This window comes from Paenarthrobacter sp. CCNWLY172 (assembly GCF_037402035.1).
GTDB lineage: Bacteria > Actinomycetota > Actinomycetes > Actinomycetales > Micrococcaceae > Arthrobacter.
Map to the genome: position 1 here is coordinate 429,527 of NZ_JBBEGB010000002.1, position 18,317 is coordinate 447,843.

General features: G+C 62.6%; 19 protein-coding genes. 10 read left to right on the plus strand and 9 right to left on the minus strand.

Going from position 1 to position 18,317, the window contains the following annotated elements; all coding sequences use genetic code 11:
• Window positions 1-955 precede the first annotated feature (955 nt).
• Window positions 956-3,838 (minus strand): NPCBM/NEW2 domain-containing protein, encoded by a 2,883-nt coding sequence (locus tag WBN73_RS04680; protein ID WP_337339455.1) that lies wholly within the window; start codon window positions 3,836-3,838, stop codon window positions 956-958.
• 334 nt (window positions 3,839-4,172) lie between these two features.
• Between WBN73_RS04680 and WBN73_RS04685 the strand changes: the two genes are divergently transcribed.
• The 5 genes from WBN73_RS04685 to WBN73_RS04700 all read left to right on the plus strand — a co-directional run bounded on the left by WBN73_RS04685 (window position 4,173) and on the right by WBN73_RS04700 (window position 7,433).
• Complete coding sequence (locus tag WBN73_RS04685; protein ID WP_337339454.1) at window positions 4,173-5,006, plus strand: FG-GAP repeat domain-containing protein; 834 nt, start codon at window positions 4,173-4,175, stop codon at window positions 5,004-5,006.
• A 107-nt stretch (window positions 5,007-5,113) separates the two neighbouring features.
• On the plus strand, window positions 5,114-5,353 hold the full coding sequence (locus WBN73_RS04690) for a PLDc N-terminal domain-containing protein (RefSeq protein ID WP_337339453.1): 240 nt from the start codon (window positions 5,114-5,116) through the stop codon (window positions 5,351-5,353).
• Window positions 5,354-5,857 carry a hypothetical protein gene (locus WBN73_RS04695; RefSeq protein ID WP_337455427.1) on the plus strand — a complete coding sequence of 168 codons (504 nt, stop codon included), beginning with the start codon at window positions 5,354-5,356 and terminating at the stop codon, window positions 5,855-5,857.
• Between the two features lie 11 nt (window positions 5,858-5,868).
• Window positions 5,869-6,258, plus strand: coding sequence for a DUF6188 family protein (locus WBN73_RS21425; RefSeq protein WP_443193461.1), 390 nt, complete (start codon window positions 5,869-5,871; stop codon window positions 6,256-6,258).
• A gap of 104 nt (window positions 6,259-6,362) precedes the next feature.
• Window positions 6,363-7,433, plus strand: a complete 1,071-nt coding sequence (locus WBN73_RS04700; protein ID WP_337339451.1) for a hypothetical protein — start codon at window positions 6,363-6,365, stop codon at window positions 7,431-7,433.
• Between the two features lie 51 nt (window positions 7,434-7,484).
• Here the strand turns inward: WBN73_RS04700 and WBN73_RS04705 are convergent, their stop codons facing one another.
• Entirely contained in the window at window positions 7,485-7,790 is a 306-nt protein-coding gene (locus tag WBN73_RS04705; RefSeq protein WP_337339450.1) for a winged helix-turn-helix domain-containing protein, read from the minus strand.
• Complete coding sequence (locus WBN73_RS04710; RefSeq protein ID WP_337339449.1) at window positions 7,787-8,230, minus strand: hypothetical protein; 444 nt, start codon at window positions 8,228-8,230, stop codon at window positions 7,787-7,789. Before WBN73_RS04710 ends, WBN73_RS04705 begins: the two co-directional genes overlap by 4 nt.
• A 180-nt stretch (window positions 8,231-8,410) precedes the next feature.
• On the opposite strand from WBN73_RS04710, the gene WBN73_RS04715 reads away from it, so the two are divergent.
• Window positions 8,411-9,598, plus strand: coding sequence for a TerC family protein (locus tag WBN73_RS04715; protein ID WP_207596688.1), 1,188 nt, complete (start codon window positions 8,411-8,413; stop codon window positions 9,596-9,598).
• Between the two features lie 14 nt (window positions 9,599-9,612).
• On the opposite strand, the gene WBN73_RS04720 is transcribed toward WBN73_RS04715, so the two are convergent.
• The 5 genes from WBN73_RS04720 to WBN73_RS04740 form a co-directional block, all read right to left on the minus strand.
• Window positions 9,613-10,215 (minus strand): TetR/AcrR family transcriptional regulator, encoded by a 603-nt coding sequence (locus WBN73_RS04720; RefSeq protein ID WP_337339448.1) that lies wholly within the window; start codon window positions 10,213-10,215, stop codon window positions 9,613-9,615.
• A gap of 12 nt (window positions 10,216-10,227) precedes the next feature.
• Complete coding sequence (locus WBN73_RS04725; RefSeq protein WP_337339447.1) at window positions 10,228-11,073, minus strand: alpha/beta fold hydrolase; 846 nt, start codon at window positions 11,071-11,073, stop codon at window positions 10,228-10,230.
• 32 nt (window positions 11,074-11,105) lie between these two features.
• The gene (locus WBN73_RS04730; RefSeq protein ID WP_337339446.1) at window positions 11,106-12,101 is read right to left on the minus strand and encodes an NADP-dependent oxidoreductase; all 996 of its coding nucleotides are present in this window, start codon (window positions 12,099-12,101) and stop codon (window positions 11,106-11,108) included.
• Window positions 12,102-12,185: 84 nt separating this feature from the next.
• Complete coding sequence (locus WBN73_RS04735; RefSeq protein ID WP_337339445.1) at window positions 12,186-12,641, minus strand: SRPBCC domain-containing protein; 456 nt, start codon at window positions 12,639-12,641, stop codon at window positions 12,186-12,188.
• 51 nt (window positions 12,642-12,692) lie between these two features.
• Window positions 12,693-13,700, minus strand: coding sequence for an AraC family transcriptional regulator (locus WBN73_RS04740; protein WP_337339444.1), 1,008 nt, complete (start codon window positions 13,698-13,700; stop codon window positions 12,693-12,695).
• Between the two features lie 80 nt (window positions 13,701-13,780).
• On the opposite strand from WBN73_RS04740, the gene WBN73_RS04745 reads away from it, so the two are divergent.
• Window positions 13,781-14,236, plus strand: a complete 456-nt coding sequence (locus WBN73_RS04745) for an anthrone oxygenase family protein (protein WP_337339443.1) — start codon at window positions 13,781-13,783, stop codon at window positions 14,234-14,236.
• Here the strand turns inward: WBN73_RS04745 and WBN73_RS04750 are convergent.
• Window positions 14,233-15,597 carry an MFS transporter gene (locus WBN73_RS04750; protein ID WP_337339442.1) on the minus strand — a complete coding sequence of 455 codons (1,365 nt, stop codon included), beginning with the start codon at window positions 15,595-15,597 and terminating at the stop codon, window positions 14,233-14,235. The two genes, WBN73_RS04745 and WBN73_RS04750, sit on opposite strands and share 4 nt — an antisense overlap.
• 180 nt (window positions 15,598-15,777) lie before the next feature.
• On the opposite strand from WBN73_RS04750, the gene phnD reads away from it, so the two are divergent.
• From phnD to phnE, 3 genes are read left to right on the plus strand one after another with little or no spacing between them, the layout of a single operon-like run.
• Complete coding sequence (gene phnD / locus WBN73_RS04755) at window positions 15,778-16,677, plus strand: phosphate/phosphite/phosphonate ABC transporter substrate-binding protein (protein WP_337339441.1); 900 nt, start codon at window positions 15,778-15,780, stop codon at window positions 16,675-16,677.
• The gene (gene phnC / locus WBN73_RS04760) at window positions 16,674-17,483 is read left to right on the plus strand and encodes a phosphonate ABC transporter ATP-binding protein (RefSeq protein WP_337339440.1); all 810 of its coding nucleotides are present in this window, start codon (window positions 16,674-16,676) and stop codon (window positions 17,481-17,483) included. The genes phnD and phnC overlap by 4 nt, the downstream gene beginning before the upstream one ends.
• Complete coding sequence (phnE, locus tag WBN73_RS04765; RefSeq protein ID WP_280627250.1) at window positions 17,452-18,309, plus strand: phosphonate ABC transporter, permease protein PhnE; 858 nt, start codon at window positions 17,452-17,454, stop codon at window positions 18,307-18,309. Before phnC ends, phnE begins: the two co-directional genes overlap by 32 nt.
• The last annotated feature ends 8 nt before the right edge of the window (window positions 18,310-18,317 follow it).

Below are 18,317 nucleotides of genomic sequence, written 5' to 3' on the forward strand. Positions count from 1 at the left end.
CTGGTTTCTCTACGTTTGCTCCGCCGCAACACATAAACGCCGTAGCAACCGAACCCCAGCATGAGCACAGCAGCACATGCACGCCACCACGCGAAAGGCTGCCAAATCGCGAAGTTGAGGGCCATAACGAAAAACATCACAATTTGCAGTGGATGCGGTACCTTGCTCATCATTCCCTCTTTCGATTTGGCGCTGCGTGATCGGCAGGCACGTTAATGACGAAGGCAGTCTGAACCGGACCTCGCACTCAGGCGAGGTCCGGTCCCTTTGAGCTCACGAAGCGCCCGTGTCTGGTCAGCCAGTGGAACATGCCAACGGTTCCCGCGACGCTGAGCATGGGAATGAGAACGAAACTCCATTCGCCTCCCCTGAAAATTGATGCCGCACTCATCGCCGCCACGCACCCCACGCCCAAAGCGGCCGAACGTGCCGGCCCCACCCCAAGTGGAACCCATCGCCAACGCCGGTAGTACTTGGTGGCAACGATGAGGAGACACATAAGGAGGAGGCCAACAAAGTACACGAGCGGCGCGGGGACCAGACCCACGGATGATACGCCCGCGCCGAAAATCAAGGACAGACATAGCGAGAACCGTTTAGCCCTACACATTGGCCATTTTCACCAGATGCTTGCGCTGGAAGGCCACGAAATGTCTGTTTGCCTGCTCCGACATCATGCTTCCTCCTAGTGAAGAACGGTCTTTGTTGACCCGCACATTGTGCGCCCGCCATATGCCGGCTAGGTGGCGAAATTCTCCTAGCTAGGTGCTGTCAGAGCGAAACTAGGTGCCGAAACGCCCAAAAATGAGTGGCCGCTAGCCGCGTCTAGGGGTTCGCGAGGGAGCCGGGATGGCCTCTTCCGGGCACCACCTTCACTAGCACTCCACGATGAAACAAGTGTGGGACCCGCCCCCTGCGGATCCCACACCTGACCTACCTCAAGAAACCAACGAAACTACCTCAACCCAGGCGGAACATTCCCCACGGCAATACCCATGATGTTCAGCCCCTCATTGACCAGCGCGCTCCCCCGCGGCAACGTCACGCTGGACACCTCAAAAGCAGGGGGAATGTCGATCCTCGTGGCAAAGACGCGGGCCGGCTCATCAACCCGCACCACCGTCGACGGCCCGCCGATGTAAGCCTGCGTGTGCCGCTGGTGATATGCCGACTCCGCCACCATCACCGCAGCATCCGTAGCAACCCCAGTGCGCCAGTTCGGCAGCGAAATCGTCACGGTCCTGCTCTGCCCGTTTGTGAAGTGAACTGTTGCCACTCCGGAGGTCACGCTGCCTGTGGAGAAACCCGTCACCAACAGTGTCCGCCCGCGGGCCGAAAGAGCCACTTCCTGACCAGCGGCTTTCAACGTGTCCGGTGTCCCCACAGCCGTCGGATGCCACACGGACGAGACGCCAAACGCCGAATACGGCTTCCCGCTCACAAGCCCGGCAGCAGCCAACGCCTCCTCAGAGAACGTCCGACGGTCAGACGTAACAGCCCCATTCCGGGGATTAGCCGAATTCGCAACCGAGGTTTGATTCACCAGAGAAGCAAACGGCAACGGGGAGACAGCGACACCAGGCCCCTGGTAGGCCCCGATGTTCGGTACCCCAACGGAACCGGCACCGGTGGTGGGGTTACCGAAGAAGTCCCTGCCGCCGTCGTCGTTAATCCGAACACCGGCACCGATCAGCGGCGACCCGGAAGCAAGCCGGTACCCGGGAACATCCAGTGTTGTCTGGCCGCTGCCACCGGCAACCAACTTAGGATCACCCAGCACCGAACCAGTCTCACCGGCGGGCGGCAGGATCCCGCCAAAGTACGCGTTGTTCGCATACACAGCAGCAGACGATTTAAGGACACCACCAGGTGCCACAAACAGGTTGTTCCGCACCTCGCGTGGGCCGGTCATGTCATCCAAAAACACACGCGACGGGCAGTAGAAGGTGTTGTTGTAGATGTAGTGCTTGCCGGTGCCGCTGCTGCTGCCGCCCAAGCGGCAGTCGTCCTGGGCCACGTTGTAGCGCAGGACCACGTTCGCCGTCGTTGCGCCGCCGCCGCAGTTGGAGACGCAGTTGAGGTAGAAGCCGCCGGCGTTCCCGTACGAGTAGTTGTACTGGAAGAGGCAGGTTCCCACGATCTTCATGTCGCAGTCCCAGGCGGTGGAGTCGTACGTGGAGGTGGTGCTGTTACTCACCACGTTGAACTGAAACACCGGGTTCTTGGAGTTGTACGGCCACATGCCCGCGAAGTTGCCGCCTTCATACGGGTGGGCGCCTTGGCCGAGGTTCAGACCCCTGTTGTGCTCGATGAGCGGCGCGTCAGAGTTATGGATCACGATCGCGTCGCCGCCCACGTCATGGATCTCGTTCCGCGCAACGTACACCTTGGTGTTGTAGCGCTCAGTGGTGTCCGGGGCTGAGATCTTCACGCCACCTCCGGCAGCGTCGTTGACCTCGTTATCGGTGATGGTGATGCCGTCCACCGATCCCTTGCCCCACGTCCGCACCATGATGCCGGCCGACTGCGCGAAGCCAGCGCCGTTCGTCGCCTTGTTCCGCCACCCTGCCACGTCCTCCACGTGGTTTCCCGTGACCACAATTCCTGCGGTCTGCGCCGTTCCGCTGTTCTCGAAGAGAATCCCAACCCTGCGCACCGGAGTGTCCGACGGGTTCACCACATGCAATCCGCTGACGGTCCAGTGACTGGCATTCGTGATCTGGATGGCCGCTACAGCACCACCGCCGTTGATGGTGGGCTTCGCGCCGTCCCCGTAGCTGGAGAGCGTGATGGGATGGTTGGCGACGCCGGTGCCCGCCGGCGTGAGTGCGCCGATGCAGTCAGTGCCGGCCCGGAACAGGATCGACTCGCCGGCGTTGAACGGGCCGTGGCCGTTGACCTGTGCGATCGAGTTGAACGGGCTTGCCTGGCTGCCATTACCTGGGGTCAGGACCGAGCAGTCCACATAAAACTTCGCATCGCTGATCTGCACAATGAACGCGCCGATCCTGCCCGTGGTGGCCACATCGAACGGACCCGTGCCCGTGGCGACCAGTTCTGTCGCCCCGCCTGCGGCTCCGGCCGGCACCACAAAGGTGAAGGCTGCCGCGCCGGTGGCGTCAGCAACGGCGTCGGCCATCTTTTCGCCCCGGAGGCCCAGGCTAACGGGACTCAACGGTTTGAGGTCACGCACGACGACGGTAGCTGGCGTTCCGGGGACCAGCCCGTTGAGATTGGTCCCGGCTGAGCCCTCGACCCGCAGCGGTGCTGCGATGAACGCGTCCGAGCAGTTGATTTTGGCATCGGTCCAGTCGGCGTGATCGTTGCCGTTCCCTTCCGGGCCGGTCTCCACCTTGAGCTGCAGCGTGCTGCCGCCCTGCAGGTTCACGTTGACGGGCAGGGCGCCGTCCGTCCCCTTCCGCTCCCCCGCAAACTGTTCCACTCCGTCCACCAGCACCTTGAAGTCCACTCGACCGCGGTCACCCTGAGTGTCATCAACACCAACTTGGGCGAGGAACTGGCGGCATTGCCCGCCAAGGTTGTACGTAATGGACGACGCTGCGTGCGTACCAATGCCCTTTGGATAGACAGTGCCGCCGATGGTCAGCGGCCGGCGATTCGCATCGCCCGCCGCTTGGCCACCGTTGCTCATGTCCAGTTCCGCCGGTCCCCAACCGTTGGTCATGCTCGACCACGGAACGTCGCTGGCATAGACGACGCCGGTGGGTGGCGGGGGAAGTTCGGCTGCGGTTGCGCTTGGGCTGGCTGCGATTCCGGTTGCCAGCACCGCTGCCGTTAATGCGGTTGATGCGGCTACTGCTGCCAGACGTCTGGCCATGGGGTGTGAGTGCAAGTGGGGCTCCTCATTGAGTGGGTTTCCTCAAGGAGTTTCTTGCGGGGTGTGCGTTTGTTGCAACGAAATGCACAGGTATGAACATGCTGACTGCAGTGTCACCCGGTGATCGGCAACGGACCGGCCGAACCTCCCACCCCTAACAAAAGCCACCCAACAGGACTATGCTCCGGTGAATCGTTTGATGACCGCGTTGCTACTGGGGGTAACAGTGATGTTCAGATCAAAGTCGAGCAAGAATTCATGCCAGAAAACACCCGACAATGGAAGGCGCCCACTTTTCATAGGGACAACCCTGGCCGCGGCCGCGGCATTGCTCTTGGGCACAGCTGCCATTCCAGCACAGGCAAGCCAGCCTGGCACCCGTGCGGCAAATGTCCCAACAAACAACTGGGACTACGTCAACATCAACACGGGCTACAACGACGATGTCCTCGCCAGAGATACTGCAGGCGACCTATGGGTTTATCCCGGTGACGGCCAAGGCGGTTGGAAGAAGCCCCGGTTCAAGATGGGCGAAGGGTGGAACGTCATGACCGCCATCATCGGCGCGGGCAAGTTCCAAAGCGAGTTCAACGACGACATTCTTGCCCGCGATACCAACGGCGACATGTGGCTCTACCCCGGCGGCTACGGATACCTCAAACCACGGACCAAAGTAGGTGTCGGCTGGAACGCCATGACCGCCATCATGGGTCCTGGCGACTTCGACGGCGACTACTGTGCCGACGTCATCGCCCGAGACGCCGAAGGCCGTCTTTGGTTGTACCCCGGCGATCACACTGGCGGCTGGAAACCCCGCGTCCAAATCGGTGTCGGCTGGAACGTGATGACAGCCCTGATCGGCCGCGGTGACTTCAACGAGGACGGCAAGCGGGACGTCATGGCCCGCGACACCAGCGGACGGCTGTGGCTTTACCCCGGTGACGGCAAGGGCGGGTGGCTGCCCCGCATGCAGGTAGGCGAAGGCTGGAATGCCATGACGGCGATCATTTCCACGGGAAGATTTGACGGCCACTATCCGGGCTACTCACAAATCATCGCCCGTGATGCCAACGGAGACCTCTGGCTCTACCCCGGCGTCGGCAGTCGTCACCTCGAACCACGGAAGAAGATCGGCGAAGGCTGGAACGTCATGACAGCGCTGATCTGACCCAACCGAAATGCCACTAAACGGCAGGCACCAAGGCGGGCTCCGCCGTCGTACGTTTGTAATGCGAGTGCTACTTTGTACGGAAGCTGCTGGTTCAGGGGGATGGCATGGAAGCTTGGGAATGGGTTTTGGCGTCGTTGGCGGGACTGTCCGCAGTGTTCGTCATGGGAGCGAACATTTGGGCGATTTTCGATGTCCTACGGCAGGACGGCGTCGATCAAATGACCCGGATCATGTGGGTGCTGATGTTCGTCGTGGTGCCACTGTTCGGTGTTGTCGTGTGGCTGTACTCGAAGCCTCAGCTGGCTGGTTTGAGTAGTGGCACGCGCCTGAGGAAGACGCTCTAGGTGTTGGGCTCAGCTACTCTCGCCCTGATTGCCGCACGTGCTTCGTGGCTAATCGGGCAGAATGCTGCTGCAGCGGCCATCTCGGCTGCGACGGATGCCCTGGTCGATGGGCACGACGGCCGAGCCCTCCGCGAGCTTGCTGGCGTTTCGGCGCACATCAACGTGTTCCAGCTTGGGGTCCTCATCGACGATGCTCTCAAGGAGCTTGGCGTGGCGACGGGTGACATGACAAAAGACGATGCCCAGCTTGTAGCGGCTTACTATTACGCCAGCCAAGCCATCGAGGGAACCATGCCTGTACGGGAACTCGCGTCGTGGGCGCACCGGCTTGTCGGTCACGAAGGCCACCCCATCGCGCAGGAGTTGGTTGAGCTTGATGACGCATATGATGCGTACGACGGGTGGGGTGGGGAACCCGACGCCAGGCAGGTGGTCATGAGCTTCATGGATGCAGCCGGGCCGGAGATTCAGAAGTGGATGCGACCAGGCGCGGCGAGCCAGTGAAACCTTCACATGTGCTTTGGACATGGCCAACGACATCCGGACCGGACGACGTTGTCCGTTGCATGGTCGACTATGCCTTCAGCATTCACACGCAGGGCGGCATTGTCCTCAGGGTCGAGAATAAGTTCATTTACAAGTCAGCTTCCGGCCTAAGTCACCGCCTTAATCCCGCCGGAGAACCTTCCCAGCTGGGGCCTGCACTCTCGATCGCACGTTCCTCAGTCACGGCGGGGTTCGCTGACGACCGCGGAAGCCTACATGTCGACTTCGCCGACGGTAGTACCGTTGAGGTTTCGCCAGATGAACAGTACGAAGCCTGGACGCTCAATGGGCCAGAGGGGTTGCTCTTGATTTCTTGCCCCGGCGGCGGTCTCACAACTTGGGGTTTGGACACACAGTAACCCCATTGAAAGCATGTTCAAGCGTCAGGCAAGCTGCCGGCAGCAAGGCGGGTTCCGGCGTCGTGATTCAGCGTGCCAGGGTTATCAGCTGCAAGGACGAGGATATGGAGCCGGACATCGAGCAATTGCTAAATGGGCCCCGAGGCCGACGCCTCTGCCTTGAACTCGCGATGGAAATGGACCAGGACATCCGGATCGCCGTCTTCCACCTCGGCTACAACCTCGATCCTGGCGCCGGCAGGTCACGCAGAATGTTGACCATGGACCCCGTCGGCGAAGCACCGCCTCCACTACCGGAGTCGACCATGGAGGAGCTCGCAGGGCTGATCACGTCCTTGGATCTACGGAACATCACCACCGAGCTGGTTCAACACGCCTTTCAGCGCGCAGTGGACACCGCCAGATATTGGCAGGAGCCCGAAGGGGAGGACTTCCTCGCCGCCACCCAGGAAATCACAGAGTCCCTGGCGCATATCGCCAAGAGCCTAGAAGGAAAACCCGCAACGCTGTGGTGGGATCAGAAGGCCCTACCCGGGCAGTGGGCTATCGACTGGCGCTCAGCGGACGATCCCACACCGCTCCCCCGAAACCCGCAGCATACCCTGGCCGAGTGGGTACGAAAGGAACGGGCCGAGGAGTTACGTGCGGCCAAGGAACGGCCACAAGACCCCCGCGCCAACTTCAGCGGCGAATGGTGGTCGATCCCCCACGGACTGATCCACACGGTGGCGCGGATCCCTGAAGGGCTCAGCCTGGTTGAAGATTCCCTCGGCTGGGAAGAAGCCACCGTTATCCCCGTCGCCGGAACAGGCAGGATTTTGGAAATCACCACTGAAGAGGACTGGACCACCCTCTGCCGCGCTTTTCCGCTGGAGGTCACAGCGTCCCGCAGGCACGACTGGTTCCGGACCACTGGCCGCCACGGCCGCTGGGTCATCCCCGATTGGGAGCAAGCTGCATCCACGTGGGATGCCGTACACCTGACTGTCACCGGCTACCTCAGCGTTGCGGGCCGCGCACTCGCAGTGGGCGAAGACACTTCAAGTGTCATCGCCGGATGGAACCCCGACACCACGTTCTGGCTCAACGACGTAGTCCGCGAATCCGGGGAGCCCCGTCAGCATTGGCACAGGCCGCATAACCAGGAGGAGTGGCAGTTGGCCGCGGGAGGTTAGCTGACCCACCCACGCAACCAGCCGCCGTCGTGCACTAACAACAAAAACCCGTCAGCCGCCCGCAATATCCCGCAGCGTCTGCAGGTGCGCTGCCCACACGCCCCGCCCCGCAATAGTCAAACCCGCGGAAGTCCTCGGAAACTTCCCGGCGAAGCTCTTCTTGATCTTCACAAACTCGGCCTTCTCCAAAATCGCGAGCTGCTTACTCAGCACCGAATCGCTGACCTGAATCGCATCGCGCAGGTCCTTGAAGTCCAGCGACTCGGCCTTAGCGAGCGCAGCCATGATGGAGAAACGGACCGGTGAGTGGACGACCTCGTTGAGCTGGTGGCGCGGGTGTTCCGCCGGCGTGCTCATGCGCGCAGCTCGCGGAAGGCGGCGGCGAGGCCAATGCCGGCCAGCGCGACAGCGGCCGGGATGTAGAACCACAGGTTTCCGTCGCGGAAGAAGTAGGCACCAACCACCAGTGCTACGACGTACAGCGCGAAATACCCGACCAGCGATGTCACGAACCTTTTGGTGAATCCGGCCTTCGTGGACCGCTGGAACATGGGCCAGACGCACGCGGTGATGGCACCCCAGGCGCCGACAGAACACGCCAGCAACGCAGCGCCGTAACCGGTATGGGCGACGATGTGCATCCCGATCATGAGCAGTGAACCCATGATGGCGAGGCTGGTGAACAGGACGGCGACGGGCCAAGCTGCTGCGTTGATTGAGGCGGCACCCACTGAGTCAGCTCCCGCAAGGAGTTCGCGGGCCTCGGCTGCTGACATATTTCCGGTGGTCTCGTTCATGGTTCCCCCAAAGTTGTGCGGATCAATGACCCCAACCTAGGAAAGTACTTTCCATATTGTCAAGTACTTTCCCATGACGGTCTAGTTAGCGCCCGCCCCACCACTCCCGGTAAATTTGATTCCAAGAGTTTGACCCTCGGTGAGCAACACCACTCGCGCGCCTCACGAAAGCAGGATCATATGACCGTCTCTCCCCTCATCTGGGGCATCACCATCGTCGTCATTTTGGCGCTTCTGGCCTTCGACTACTTCTTCCACATCCGCAAGGCACATGTCCCCTCGCTCAAGGAAGCGGCCATCTGGTCCTCCATCTACGTGGGTCTGGCTGTGCTCTTCGGCGTCCTGGTGCTGATCTTCGGCGGCGGCCAAATGGGGTCCGAGTACTTCGCCGGCTACATCACGGAGAAGGCCCTCTCGGTCGACAACTTGTTCGTGTTCCTCATCATCATGGCGAGCTTCCGGGTGCCGCGTGAGGATCAGCAGAAGGTCCTGCTCTTCGGCATCGTTTTCTCGCTGATCGCCCGCACCGGCTTCATTTTCCTGGGCGCCGCGCTGATCAACTCGTTCGCGTGGGTCTTCTACATCTTCGGCCTCATCCTGCTGCTCACGGCAGGCAACCTGCTCAAGCCCGGCGACCACGGTGACGGCCAAGCCAACAACTTCATCATCCGGCTCGCCAAGAAGCTCTTCCACACCACGGATAAATACGACGGCGATAAGCTCTTCACTACCGTCAACGGCAAGCGTGCCCTGACTCCCATGCTCCTGGTCATGGTGGCCATTGGTGGCACGGACATCCTGTTCGCGCTTGACTCCATCCCGGCAATCTTCGGCCTCACGCAGAACGTCTTCATCGTCTTCACCGCTACGGCGTTCTCCCTGATGGGCCTGCGCCAGCTGTACTTCCTGATCGACGGCCTGCTGGACCGCCTCATCTACCTCTCCTACGGCCTGGCAGCCATCCTCGCGTTCATCGGCGTCAAGCTGATCCTGCACGCCCTGCACGAGAACAACCTGCCGTTCATCAACGACGGCGAGCACGTCAACGTCATCGAGATCACCACCGGCCTCTCGCTGAGTGTGATCATCGGCGTCCTGATCGTCACCGTGGTGCTCTCACTGATCAGCCCGGCGGGCAAGGCCCAGACGGCCATCAACAACGCCCGCCGCCATGCCGTGGATTACCTGGACCTCGACTACACCGCCGACGCCAACGAGCGCGAGCGCATCTACCGCGCACTGACCGCCGAGGAAGCGCAGATCGTCCAGATGCCGCTCAAGTATCGGAACAAGGCCAAGGACGTGGAGGCGATCCGCGAGCAGGTGAAGGAAGCCCACCGCCAGCACGAGGCCTTCCTCAACCGCTAAGCCCAGCTAAGAAGTCAGGCGCCCAGGAGCACGCCGATCTGATCCCGGATCTCGTCGCCAACCTGGGCGTCTGTCAGTTCTTTGGTGGCCGAGGACGTCATGCTGATGAACATGATCGCTGTGATGATCCGTGCCAGCTTGGCGGGGTCGCGGGCCAGCAGTTGCTCGTCGCGGCCCAGGATGCCGGCAATAGCTTCTTCCGTGCGTATGGTCAGCGACAACGCTTCTGCGTGGTGCGGCTCCGCCGGATCCCCGAAGACAATCTCCTTCAGGTAGGTCCGGCCGTTCTCGATCTGGACGCGGTTGCACTCGATGATGGGGCGGATGATGGCCATCACCGCGTCGAGCACCGCCGTTTCAGCGGACGCTGCGTCCACCCCATTGGCCAGCGCTTGGGCGTATTTGACGTTGTGCACCAGCAGCAGCAGCTCCGCCTTGGTCTTGGCGTACAGGAACAAGGTTCCCGAACCGACGTCGGCCTTTTCAGCTACTTGCTGGGTGGTGACCTCATCCACTCCATACTGGGTGAAAAGCTCACGGGCTGCCGCCGTGATGCGGTCAAGCTTCTCCTGCTTATTCCGTTCACGTCGGCCAAGGGTCTGGGGCGCAGGCTGCATTCAGCTACCGTATCAGCGGCCCAGGAATTCGAGGGCTACAGGGACAAACTTGTCGTGGAACTGGAAGATGCCACCGTGCCCGGAGTCGGGGTAGATGACCAGTTCGCTGCCCGGAATCCGGCGGTGCAGGTCACTCGAGAGGACGGATGGCACCATGCGGTCATTGTCACCGTTGGCGATCAGCGTCGGTTGGGTGATGACTCCCAGATCGGCCGACGGCGACAATCCCCACCGGCGGATGGCTTTCAGTTGCGTCTGGAATGCGGCGAGCTTGAAGGGTGCCTCGCGGTTGGTGGTGCGTTCCTTGAGTCGATTGATGAAGGCCCGGGCGGCCGGCTTACCGGCGGCGTTCCGGTTGAAGAACAGGAACTCCTTGGGGTCCTGCCGGGTAAGGGTGCCCCGAAGAACGTCGTAGTAGGTGATTCCGATGATGTTCTGGATGCCTTCCCCACCGGCAGGGCCCGTGCCGGCGAGCACCATCTTGCGAACAAGCCCCGGGTGCTTGAGGACCAGCGCCTGGGCGATCATGCCGCCAAGGGAGAACCCGAAGAGATCCACCTGAGGATAGCCGAGGGCCTGAATGAAGGCAGCGGCGTCGTCGGCCATGCCTTCAATGCTGTCCGGGACGCTGCCCGTGGAGGCGCCCACTCCGCGGTTGCTGAAGGCGATCACATGGTGCTCGGCGGCGATGGGATCGATGATGCGTGGATCCCAGTTGTCCATGGTCCCGGCGAGGTGAATCAGGAAGACCACCGGAACCCCGCCCTTGGGACCCATCTCCCGATACGCGTAGGTAACGCCGTTGGCCGTCACCGTCTTCGCCGGCACCTGCACATACCTCTGTTGTTCATTGCTCATGATGGTTGTCCTGTCGGGGTGTTGGTTTGTGGTTAGACATGGCTGACGACGGTCTTGCCGCGGACGCCGCCCTTTTCCAGGGAAGCAAGGACATCGGCTGTCTGATCGAACGGCACCACGCGCCCCAGTACCGGCTTGATGTGGCCGGCGTCGATGAGCGCAGCAATTTCCTTCAGCTGGCCGCCATCGGCGCGCATGAAAAGGAACTCGTAGGTGACGCTAAGGCGGCGGGCTTTGCGGCGAATACCCGAGCTCAGCAGGGTGGTCACACCCAGCAGTACAGGGTTTCCACCCAGCTGTCGGGCGAAGCCGGCATCCGGCGGACCCGCGATGCCGATGGCCTTGCCACCCTTCTTCAAGACCGTCAAGGACCGCTCCAGGTTCTCGCCGCCAAGGCTGTCCAGGACGAGGTCGTAGTCGTGAAGGATCTCCACGAAGTCCTCGGTGCGGTAGTCAATCACCACATCAGCGCCGAGCTCGCGGGCAAAGTCCTTGTTCCCGGCGCTGACCGTGGTAGCTACTGTTGCGCCCAAGTACTTAGCAAGCTGGATGGCGATGGAGCCCACTCCCCCGGCACCGGCATGAATGAAGACCTTGTGGCCGGGGCCAACGTTCCCGCGCTCCACCAGCGCCTGCCATGCCGTCAAAGCCACCAGCGGAAGTGAGCCCGCTTCCTCCATGCTGACGGTGGCCGGTTTGATGGCCAGGTCTTCCTCGGCCACGGCGATACGCTCCGCGAAGGTGCCAATGCTGTCCTTGCCGGGGCGCGCGAATACCTCGTCGCCGGGCGAGAAGGACCGCACCTGGGGCCCCACCTGCAGGACCACACCGGCAACGTCATGGCCAAGAACCTGCGGCAGTTTGTACGGGAGGATCTGCTTGAACTCCCCCTGCCTGATCTTCTCGTCCAGCTGGTTCAGGCCGGCCGCGTGAACCTCAACCAGCACATCGTGGTCACCGAGCACCGGCTCCGGGACGTCGATCTGCTGCAGGGGTTCCTTGTACTGATTGAGGACGAAGGCTTTCACGGGGGTTCTCCAATGACTAATTAACTGACTTAACTCAATTATGAGTTCACTCAGTTATTTAGTCAAGGGGGCCCGCCTCTGACGTCAGTCGGTGTTCTCGGAGGCAGCTTTCAGGTCGGCGGCGAACTGTTCAAAGCTGGCGTCGAACGACGGGACCTTGCTGGCGAACAGCGGAAATATCGGCCCGCCGATGCGCTCGTTCATCTCGAACAGGGTTCCGCCGCCGTTGGTTTCCGTGAGCGTGTACACGCGGGTTCCCATCGCGTCACCCCAGGCCAGCCGGCTGGTGGGCTCGAACTCCTTGACCTTGAGCTTGAACGTGCGGTTGGGATCCAGCGTGGAGACCAGCTGGATGGTGGATCCGGGCTTAATGTCGCCGTCCACCGAAACGATGGTGGAGTTCCACCGCGGATAATCCGACGCCGTGGTCAGCAACGTCCACACGGTGGCCGGGCTGGCGTTGACGGTGGTGGACACCTGGGTGGTGCGGCTGAACGTTTTGCTGACGGTGGTGGCAATTCCATCGGGACTGGGTGACATGGTGTTCCGCTTTCTCCGAAGTGCACGGTTATTGGCCGTCTCCTTCAGATGCTACATTTCGCGACGCTCACCGGCGCCGGTTCCCGCGGATGATTTAGCTGCGCCTTCCGTTCTGCCGTTTGCCGCCTGCGCGGACCGCCGGTAGCCACTTGGGCTGACGCCATATTCACGCGAAAACGCGGCACTGAACGTGAACGCATTGCTGTAGCCAACCTCCTCCGCGATGACTGCAGTAGTGGCATTGCTGGAGGCCAATCTGTCGGCAGCCAGCGCCAGCCGCCAGGCGCTGAGATAAGCCATGGGGGACTGCCCGACGGCGGCACGGAAGCGGGCGGCCATGGTGGCCCTGGAGACGTGGCACCTGAGCGCCAATCCGGCCACGGTCCACGGCGCCGCCGGCACTTGGTGAAGCAGTTCGAGAGCCTGCGCAACCACTGGTTCACGGGATGCCTTTGCCCACGTTCCATGGGGCGCGTCTCCCCGGTCCACGCAGGCACGCACAAGGTTCAGCAGGAGGAGATCCAGCAGCCGGTCCAGCGCACTTTCCTGCCCCGGCCGTTGATGGGTGAGTTCGCGTTCCAACATTCCCAACAGACCGCCGTCGAGGTCTTCTTCCCCAAAGACCGCCACCCTGGGCAGCACTGACGTGACCAACTGGCCCACGGCCGCCGGCGATTGGTACGTGCCGATCAGCAGGACTGTTTCGCCAACGGCACTGTTGCCCCACGTCAGCACTCCTCGGGAAAACGTGAGCTCCAACTTTTCGCCGCTGGGGGTGCGGCAGGACTCCTCTGCCTCGATGACTACCGTGGGTTCCCTGCCGGGAGCATCAGCCACGATATAGGGTTCCGGCCCTCGGACTGTCGCCGCCTGACCCTGCCGGAGGAGTTGAGGTTCAGCGCTGTCAGCAGTGATCCACGCTTCTCCGCGCACCACCACGATCACTGTCAGGGCGGCCTGGTCCTGAACGTCAATGGCGAAGGGCGGATCCATCACCACGCGGAGGGCAAATGCCGCCTGCGCCCGAGGACCGGTGAGGAACTGCGACAGTGGGTCCATGCGGCCAGCCTAGACGCAAACGTATGAAAAGTGGATCCCTGACCATTCATCGTCCACACCGGGGAAGGCAGGCTTGAGGCATGACAACTTTGAGCACCTGGCTTCCCGTAGCAGCCGGAACGGGTTCGGCCCTGGTGGGCGGCTTCTACTTCGCTTTCTCCACCCTCGTGATGCCGGCCCTTCGCCACCGCCCAGCGGGTGAAGCGGCCAACACCATGAACTCCATCAACCAGAAGGCCGTAACCCCGCCATTCATGGTCTTGTTCTTTGGCTCGGCCGCCGCCTCCGCCGGCGTGGTGGTCGCCGCCGTCGTCGATCCCGGAAGCCAGCCTCCGCTCCGGGTGGCAGGCGCCGCGGCCTGCCTGGCTGGATTCCTCTCCACCATGGCGATCAATGTGCCGCTGAACAACCGCTTGGCCCAAGGTTCCAGCCAGGATTGGAGCCAGTTCCTGCGGGGCTGGGTTCCGGCCAACCACCTGCGCGCCGCCCTGTCCATCGCGGGCGCGGCGGCGCTGCTGATTCCGCTGAATCCCTAAACCGCGGGTTTTCGCCACATGACAGCCAGCACCAGCACCACGGCGCTCAGACCCAACATCACCAGGACCATGATTCCCCAGTTCGCTTGGTTCACGCCCGGTCCGTAGAGGACACCGATCAACACGGTGGCCGTGATGGCTCCGAGGTAGCGGCAGGTCTGGAAGATTCCGGCGGCCACTCCCCTTTCTTCGGGACGGGCTGACACGTACAGGCCCTGGTTGGAGGCAGTGCTCACCACGCCATAGGGAACGCCCATCAACGCAGTCAGCACGAACACCAGCGGAGCCCACAGCGTCATGGTCAGGAAGCCGAGCGTTCCCGCAGCAACCGTCAGAATCAGGACTCCGGTGATCAGGACGGAACGTACGCCGAACCGCTCGATGAACCTCACCGTCAGTGGCGTCACCACCACCGACAACGCCGCTAGGGGCAGCATCAGCAGGCCGACCACACCGGCGTCGTACTGTCCAGCTTCCTGCAGCAGTTGCGGCAGGCCGAAGAACGCGAAGTAGTAGACGCCGCTGAACACGACGAAAAGCAGGTAGACCAGCAGCAGCGGTCGGTTCCGGCCCAGCAATCGAAGGTCCAGGAACGGCGGCTGGAAGCGCAGCTCACGCCAGGCGAAGAGCGCTCCGATCACGGTGGCGGCGCCCAGCAGGTACCAGCGGTATCCCGGCATGACATTGAGCAGGGCCATCATGGCGAGCATCAGCGAGGTGACGAACGCGAGGATGCCGGGGATGTCGGAATCGCGGATCAGTTGGCCGAGCTTGCCGGTCTCGCGGCCGGAATCGACCGGCGCCACTTTGTAGACCACGATCATGGCCAGCAAGGCGATGGGCACGTTGATGGCGAACAACGCCTGCCATCCCACCAGGCTCACCAACAGCCCTCCCACTACTGGTCCGACGGCAGCGGCCGAGGTGTTGGCCATCTGGATCCGGCCCAAAGGCCGCGTCGACGGCAGGTTAGCCAGCCGGCTCAGTTCGGTGACCATCACGACGGCGGACGGGTACGCCGTCGCGGTCCCCACAGCCATGAGCGCGCGGGCCACGCAGACCAGCGCGAAATTGGGCAGGAACGGTGCGATGGCGCAGGTGACCGCAACCAGGGCCATGCCGAACATGAACAGACGCCGCGGACCGAAGCGGTCGGCGAGCCGGCCCATGAGCGGCTGACCTGCGGCGGACGCGAGGTAGAACGAGGTGATCACCCAGGTGACCGTGGCGACGTCGAGCTCGAAATGCTCCCGCAAAACCACCAGTGCGACGGCGATCATGGACGAGTTCAGCGGATTCAGCGCCGTCCCGAGACTCAGCGCAGCGATCGCGAGGCCGGGGCGGGGTTTGTTGACGGTCACCCGCCTAAGTCTGCTCCATGGTTGCCTCGGGTCACGAAACGGGGCCACAGGGCGGACTTTCCAGGCGAGCGCAAACAGTTAACCTTCCCGCCATTTCAAGTACGGCAGTCTCGTAATTCCGATTCAAATACTGCTGGTTTCGTAATTACGTCACCCCAACACATGACGGAAGGCATCACCATGCACGCTCGTGCAGGCATCATCGCAACTTCGTTCATCGGCCTCCTGGCCATCGGCGCACTCGCTGGCTGTTCCGGCGACGCCAACGCCGCCGGCGCAGACAGCTCAAAAACAGAACTCGTCTTCGCCACTCCCCCAGGCACCGACGATCCCGACGAACAAGCCATCATGGCCGACCTCGCCACCATGGTGGGCGACGCGTCAGGCCGCACCGTAACCAACCTCCAGCCCGCCGACTACCTGGGCGTCGTCGAAGCTGTCCGCAACGGATCCGTGGACATTGCCGTCCTCAGCCAGTTCTCCGCAGCACTCGCCTACAAGACCGACAGCGTGGACCCGCTCCTGGTATGGCCTGCCAGCACCGAACCTGCCAGCTTCTGCCTGGCCCGGAAGGACAGCGGCATCCAGTCCGCGGCCGATGTGAAGGGCAAGCAGGTTGCCTTCATCGACCCCGGCTCCACTACCGGCTACTTCATGCCCAAGTCACTGCTGGCCAAGGCCGGCCTCACGGACGGCACCGACTACAAGAGCACGTTCGCCGGTTCGCACGACTCCGCAGTCCTGGCCCTCGCGAACGGCAACGTGGATGTTGCCTGCACCGCCCGCCAGCTGTACCCCACGTTCGTGCAGAAGGGCGTCATCAAGGAAGACGAGATCGGAGTCATCGCTAAGTCGGACCCCATTCCCGTCGGTATCTCCATCGTGGTGCGCAAAGGCCTGGATAACGAAGCCCGCGAAGCCCTCAAGGCCAAGCTCCCTGCCCTGATGTCCGGCAACGAGAAGGTGTCCAAGACCTTCGGCATCACCGGCGAACCCACGGCCGACCCGGAATTCAGCACGTACGCACCCCTCGTGGACGTGGCCGAGTCCATCGGCGTGGACCTCCAGGACCTCCGATGAGCCTCTTGTCACCAACAGAAAGCACGACGGCGGCACTCGCCCCGGCCGGGTCGCCCACCGTCCGCGCACGTCGCTTGCGGGTCCAGTATGGCGAGCAGGTAGCGCTGGCGGGCATCGACCTGGACGTCTACCCGGGCGAAGTCGTAGCACTGCTGGGCCACTCCGGCTCGGGTAAATCGACGCTCATGAAGACCCTCACCGGGATCGCCCCCTTCACTGCTGACGCACTGGAAGTCGCCGGCCGCTCAGTAGCCCAACAGAACCCGACCTGCCTGCGCGAGCTGCGATCCGACGTCGGATATGTCTTCCAGCACTTCAATCTGGTGCCACGGCTGACTGCCCTCACCAACGTGCTGACCGGCGGGCTGCACTCGGCAGGGCCGTTGAACATGCTGGGCACGTTCAGCAGGGCGCAGCGGACCATGGCGTTGGAACTGCTGGACCGCGTGGGCCTGGCGCACAAGGCCAAGCAGCCGTGCCGGAGCTTGAGCGGCGGTGAGCAGCAGCGCGTCGCGATTGCCCGCGCCTTGATGCAGCAGCCGCGCCTGATCCTCGCCGACGAACCCGTCGCTTCCCTGGACCCGCGGCTCGCCGGCACCATCCTTGGACTGCTCCGCGACATCGCCCGCGAGGAACAGATCCCCGTGATCGTCAGCCTGCACGTCGTGGGCCTCGCCCGCCGCTACGCCGACCGCGTCCTGGGGCTGCACTCCGGTGAACTCGTCTTCGCCGGCCCCGCCACCACCATCACCGAAAAGGAGGTGCACCAGATTTATGGAACAGACACTGAGCTCCTCGAAAACTGAAGCCCCCGCAGAGAAGGCCATTAATACCAGCCTCCCCGAAGCCGACCGTCTCCGGCTTTCCCGCCCCTTCGGCCTCCCCACGCCACGCGGCGCTGCCCTCTGGGTGATCGTCGCCGTCGTGCTGGTCTGGGCTGGAATGGGCGCCGGGTTCAATCCCGACAAACTGCTCAGCGGCATCCCCAACATGGGCAACTTCCTGGGCCGCCTTTTCCCGCCGACGTTCGACAAGTTCGGCATCATCATCAAGCTGCTCGTCGAAACCCTGCAGATGGCTTTGGTGGGCACAGTCCTCGGCGCCCTCGCATCGCTGCTGCTGAGCTTCGGCGCGGCCAGCAACATCGCCCCGCGCTGGGTTTACACCTCCTGCCGGGCGGTGCTGAACGTGTTGCGATCCGTCCCGGAGCTCATCTTCGCGCTGATGTTCGTCTCGGCTGTTGGGTTGGGTCCGTTCGCCGGCATCCTCGCGATCGTGCTTGGCTCAGTAGGATCCATCGGCAAGGTGTACGCCGAAGCCATGGAATCCGTGCAACCCGGGCCGGTGGAAGCACTGACCGCCGTGGGCGCCAACAAACGCCAGATCATCAGCTATGCCGTCCTCCCCCAGGCTGCGCCGCTGCTGGTCAGCTATACGTTGCTCCTCTTCGAAGGCAACGTCCGCGGCGCCACGATCCTCGGTTTGGTGGGTGCCGGCGGCATCGGCTTGGAGCTTACTACCGCAATGCGCATGTACGATTACGGACACCTCTGCGCCATCATCATCAGCATCGTCGTGCTGGTCACCATCATCGACCGGGTCAGCGCCTTCATCCGCGCCAAGCTCAGCTAGGACTCTCT

Bases quoted from the DNA above. Each gene is read 5' to 3' on its own strand.
- WBN73_RS04710 (WP_337339449.1), bottom strand. From the start codon at position 8,230: ATGAACGAGACCACCGGAAATATGTCAGCAGCCGAGGCCCGCGAACTC.
- WBN73_RS04700 (WP_337339451.1), top strand. From the start codon at position 6,363: ATGGAGCCGGACATCGAGCAATTGCTAAATGGGCCCCGAGGCCGACGC.
- phnC (WP_337339440.1), top strand. From the start codon at position 16,674: ATGAGCCTCTTGTCACCAACAGAAAGCACGACGGCGGCACTCGCCCCG.
- phnD (WP_337339441.1), top strand. From the start codon at position 15,778: ATGCACGCTCGTGCAGGCATCATCGCAACTTCGTTCATCGGCCTCCTG.
- WBN73_RS04745 (WP_337339443.1), top strand. From the start codon at position 13,781: ATGACAACTTTGAGCACCTGGCTTCCCGTAGCAGCCGGAACGGGTTCG.
- WBN73_RS04725 (WP_337339447.1), bottom strand. From the start codon at position 11,073: ATGAGCAATGAACAACAGAGGTATGTGCAGGTGCCGGCGAAGACGGTG.
- WBN73_RS04720 (WP_337339448.1), bottom strand. From the start codon at position 10,215: ATGCAGCCTGCGCCCCAGACCCTTGGCCGACGTGAACGGAATAAGCAG.
- WBN73_RS04735 (WP_337339445.1), bottom strand. From the start codon at position 12,641: ATGTCACCCAGTCCCGATGGAATTGCCACCACCGTCAGCAAAACGTTC.
- WBN73_RS04740 (WP_337339444.1), bottom strand. From the start codon at position 13,700: ATGGACCCACTGTCGCAGTTCCTCACCGGTCCTCGGGCGCAGGCGGCA.
- WBN73_RS04690 (WP_337339453.1), top strand. From the start codon at position 5,114: ATGGAAGCTTGGGAATGGGTTTTGGCGTCGTTGGCGGGACTGTCCGCA.
- WBN73_RS04680 (WP_337339455.1), bottom strand. From the start codon at position 3,838: ATGGCCAGACGTCTGGCAGCAGTAGCCGCATCAACCGCATTAACGGCA.
- phnE (WP_280627250.1), top strand. From the start codon at position 17,452: ATGGAACAGACACTGAGCTCCTCGAAAACTGAAGCCCCCGCAGAGAAG.
- WBN73_RS04705 (WP_337339450.1), bottom strand. From the start codon at position 7,790: ATGAGCACGCCGGCGGAACACCCGCGCCACCAGCTCAACGAGGTCGTC.
- WBN73_RS04715 (WP_207596688.1), top strand. From the start codon at position 8,411: ATGACCGTCTCTCCCCTCATCTGGGGCATCACCATCGTCGTCATTTTG.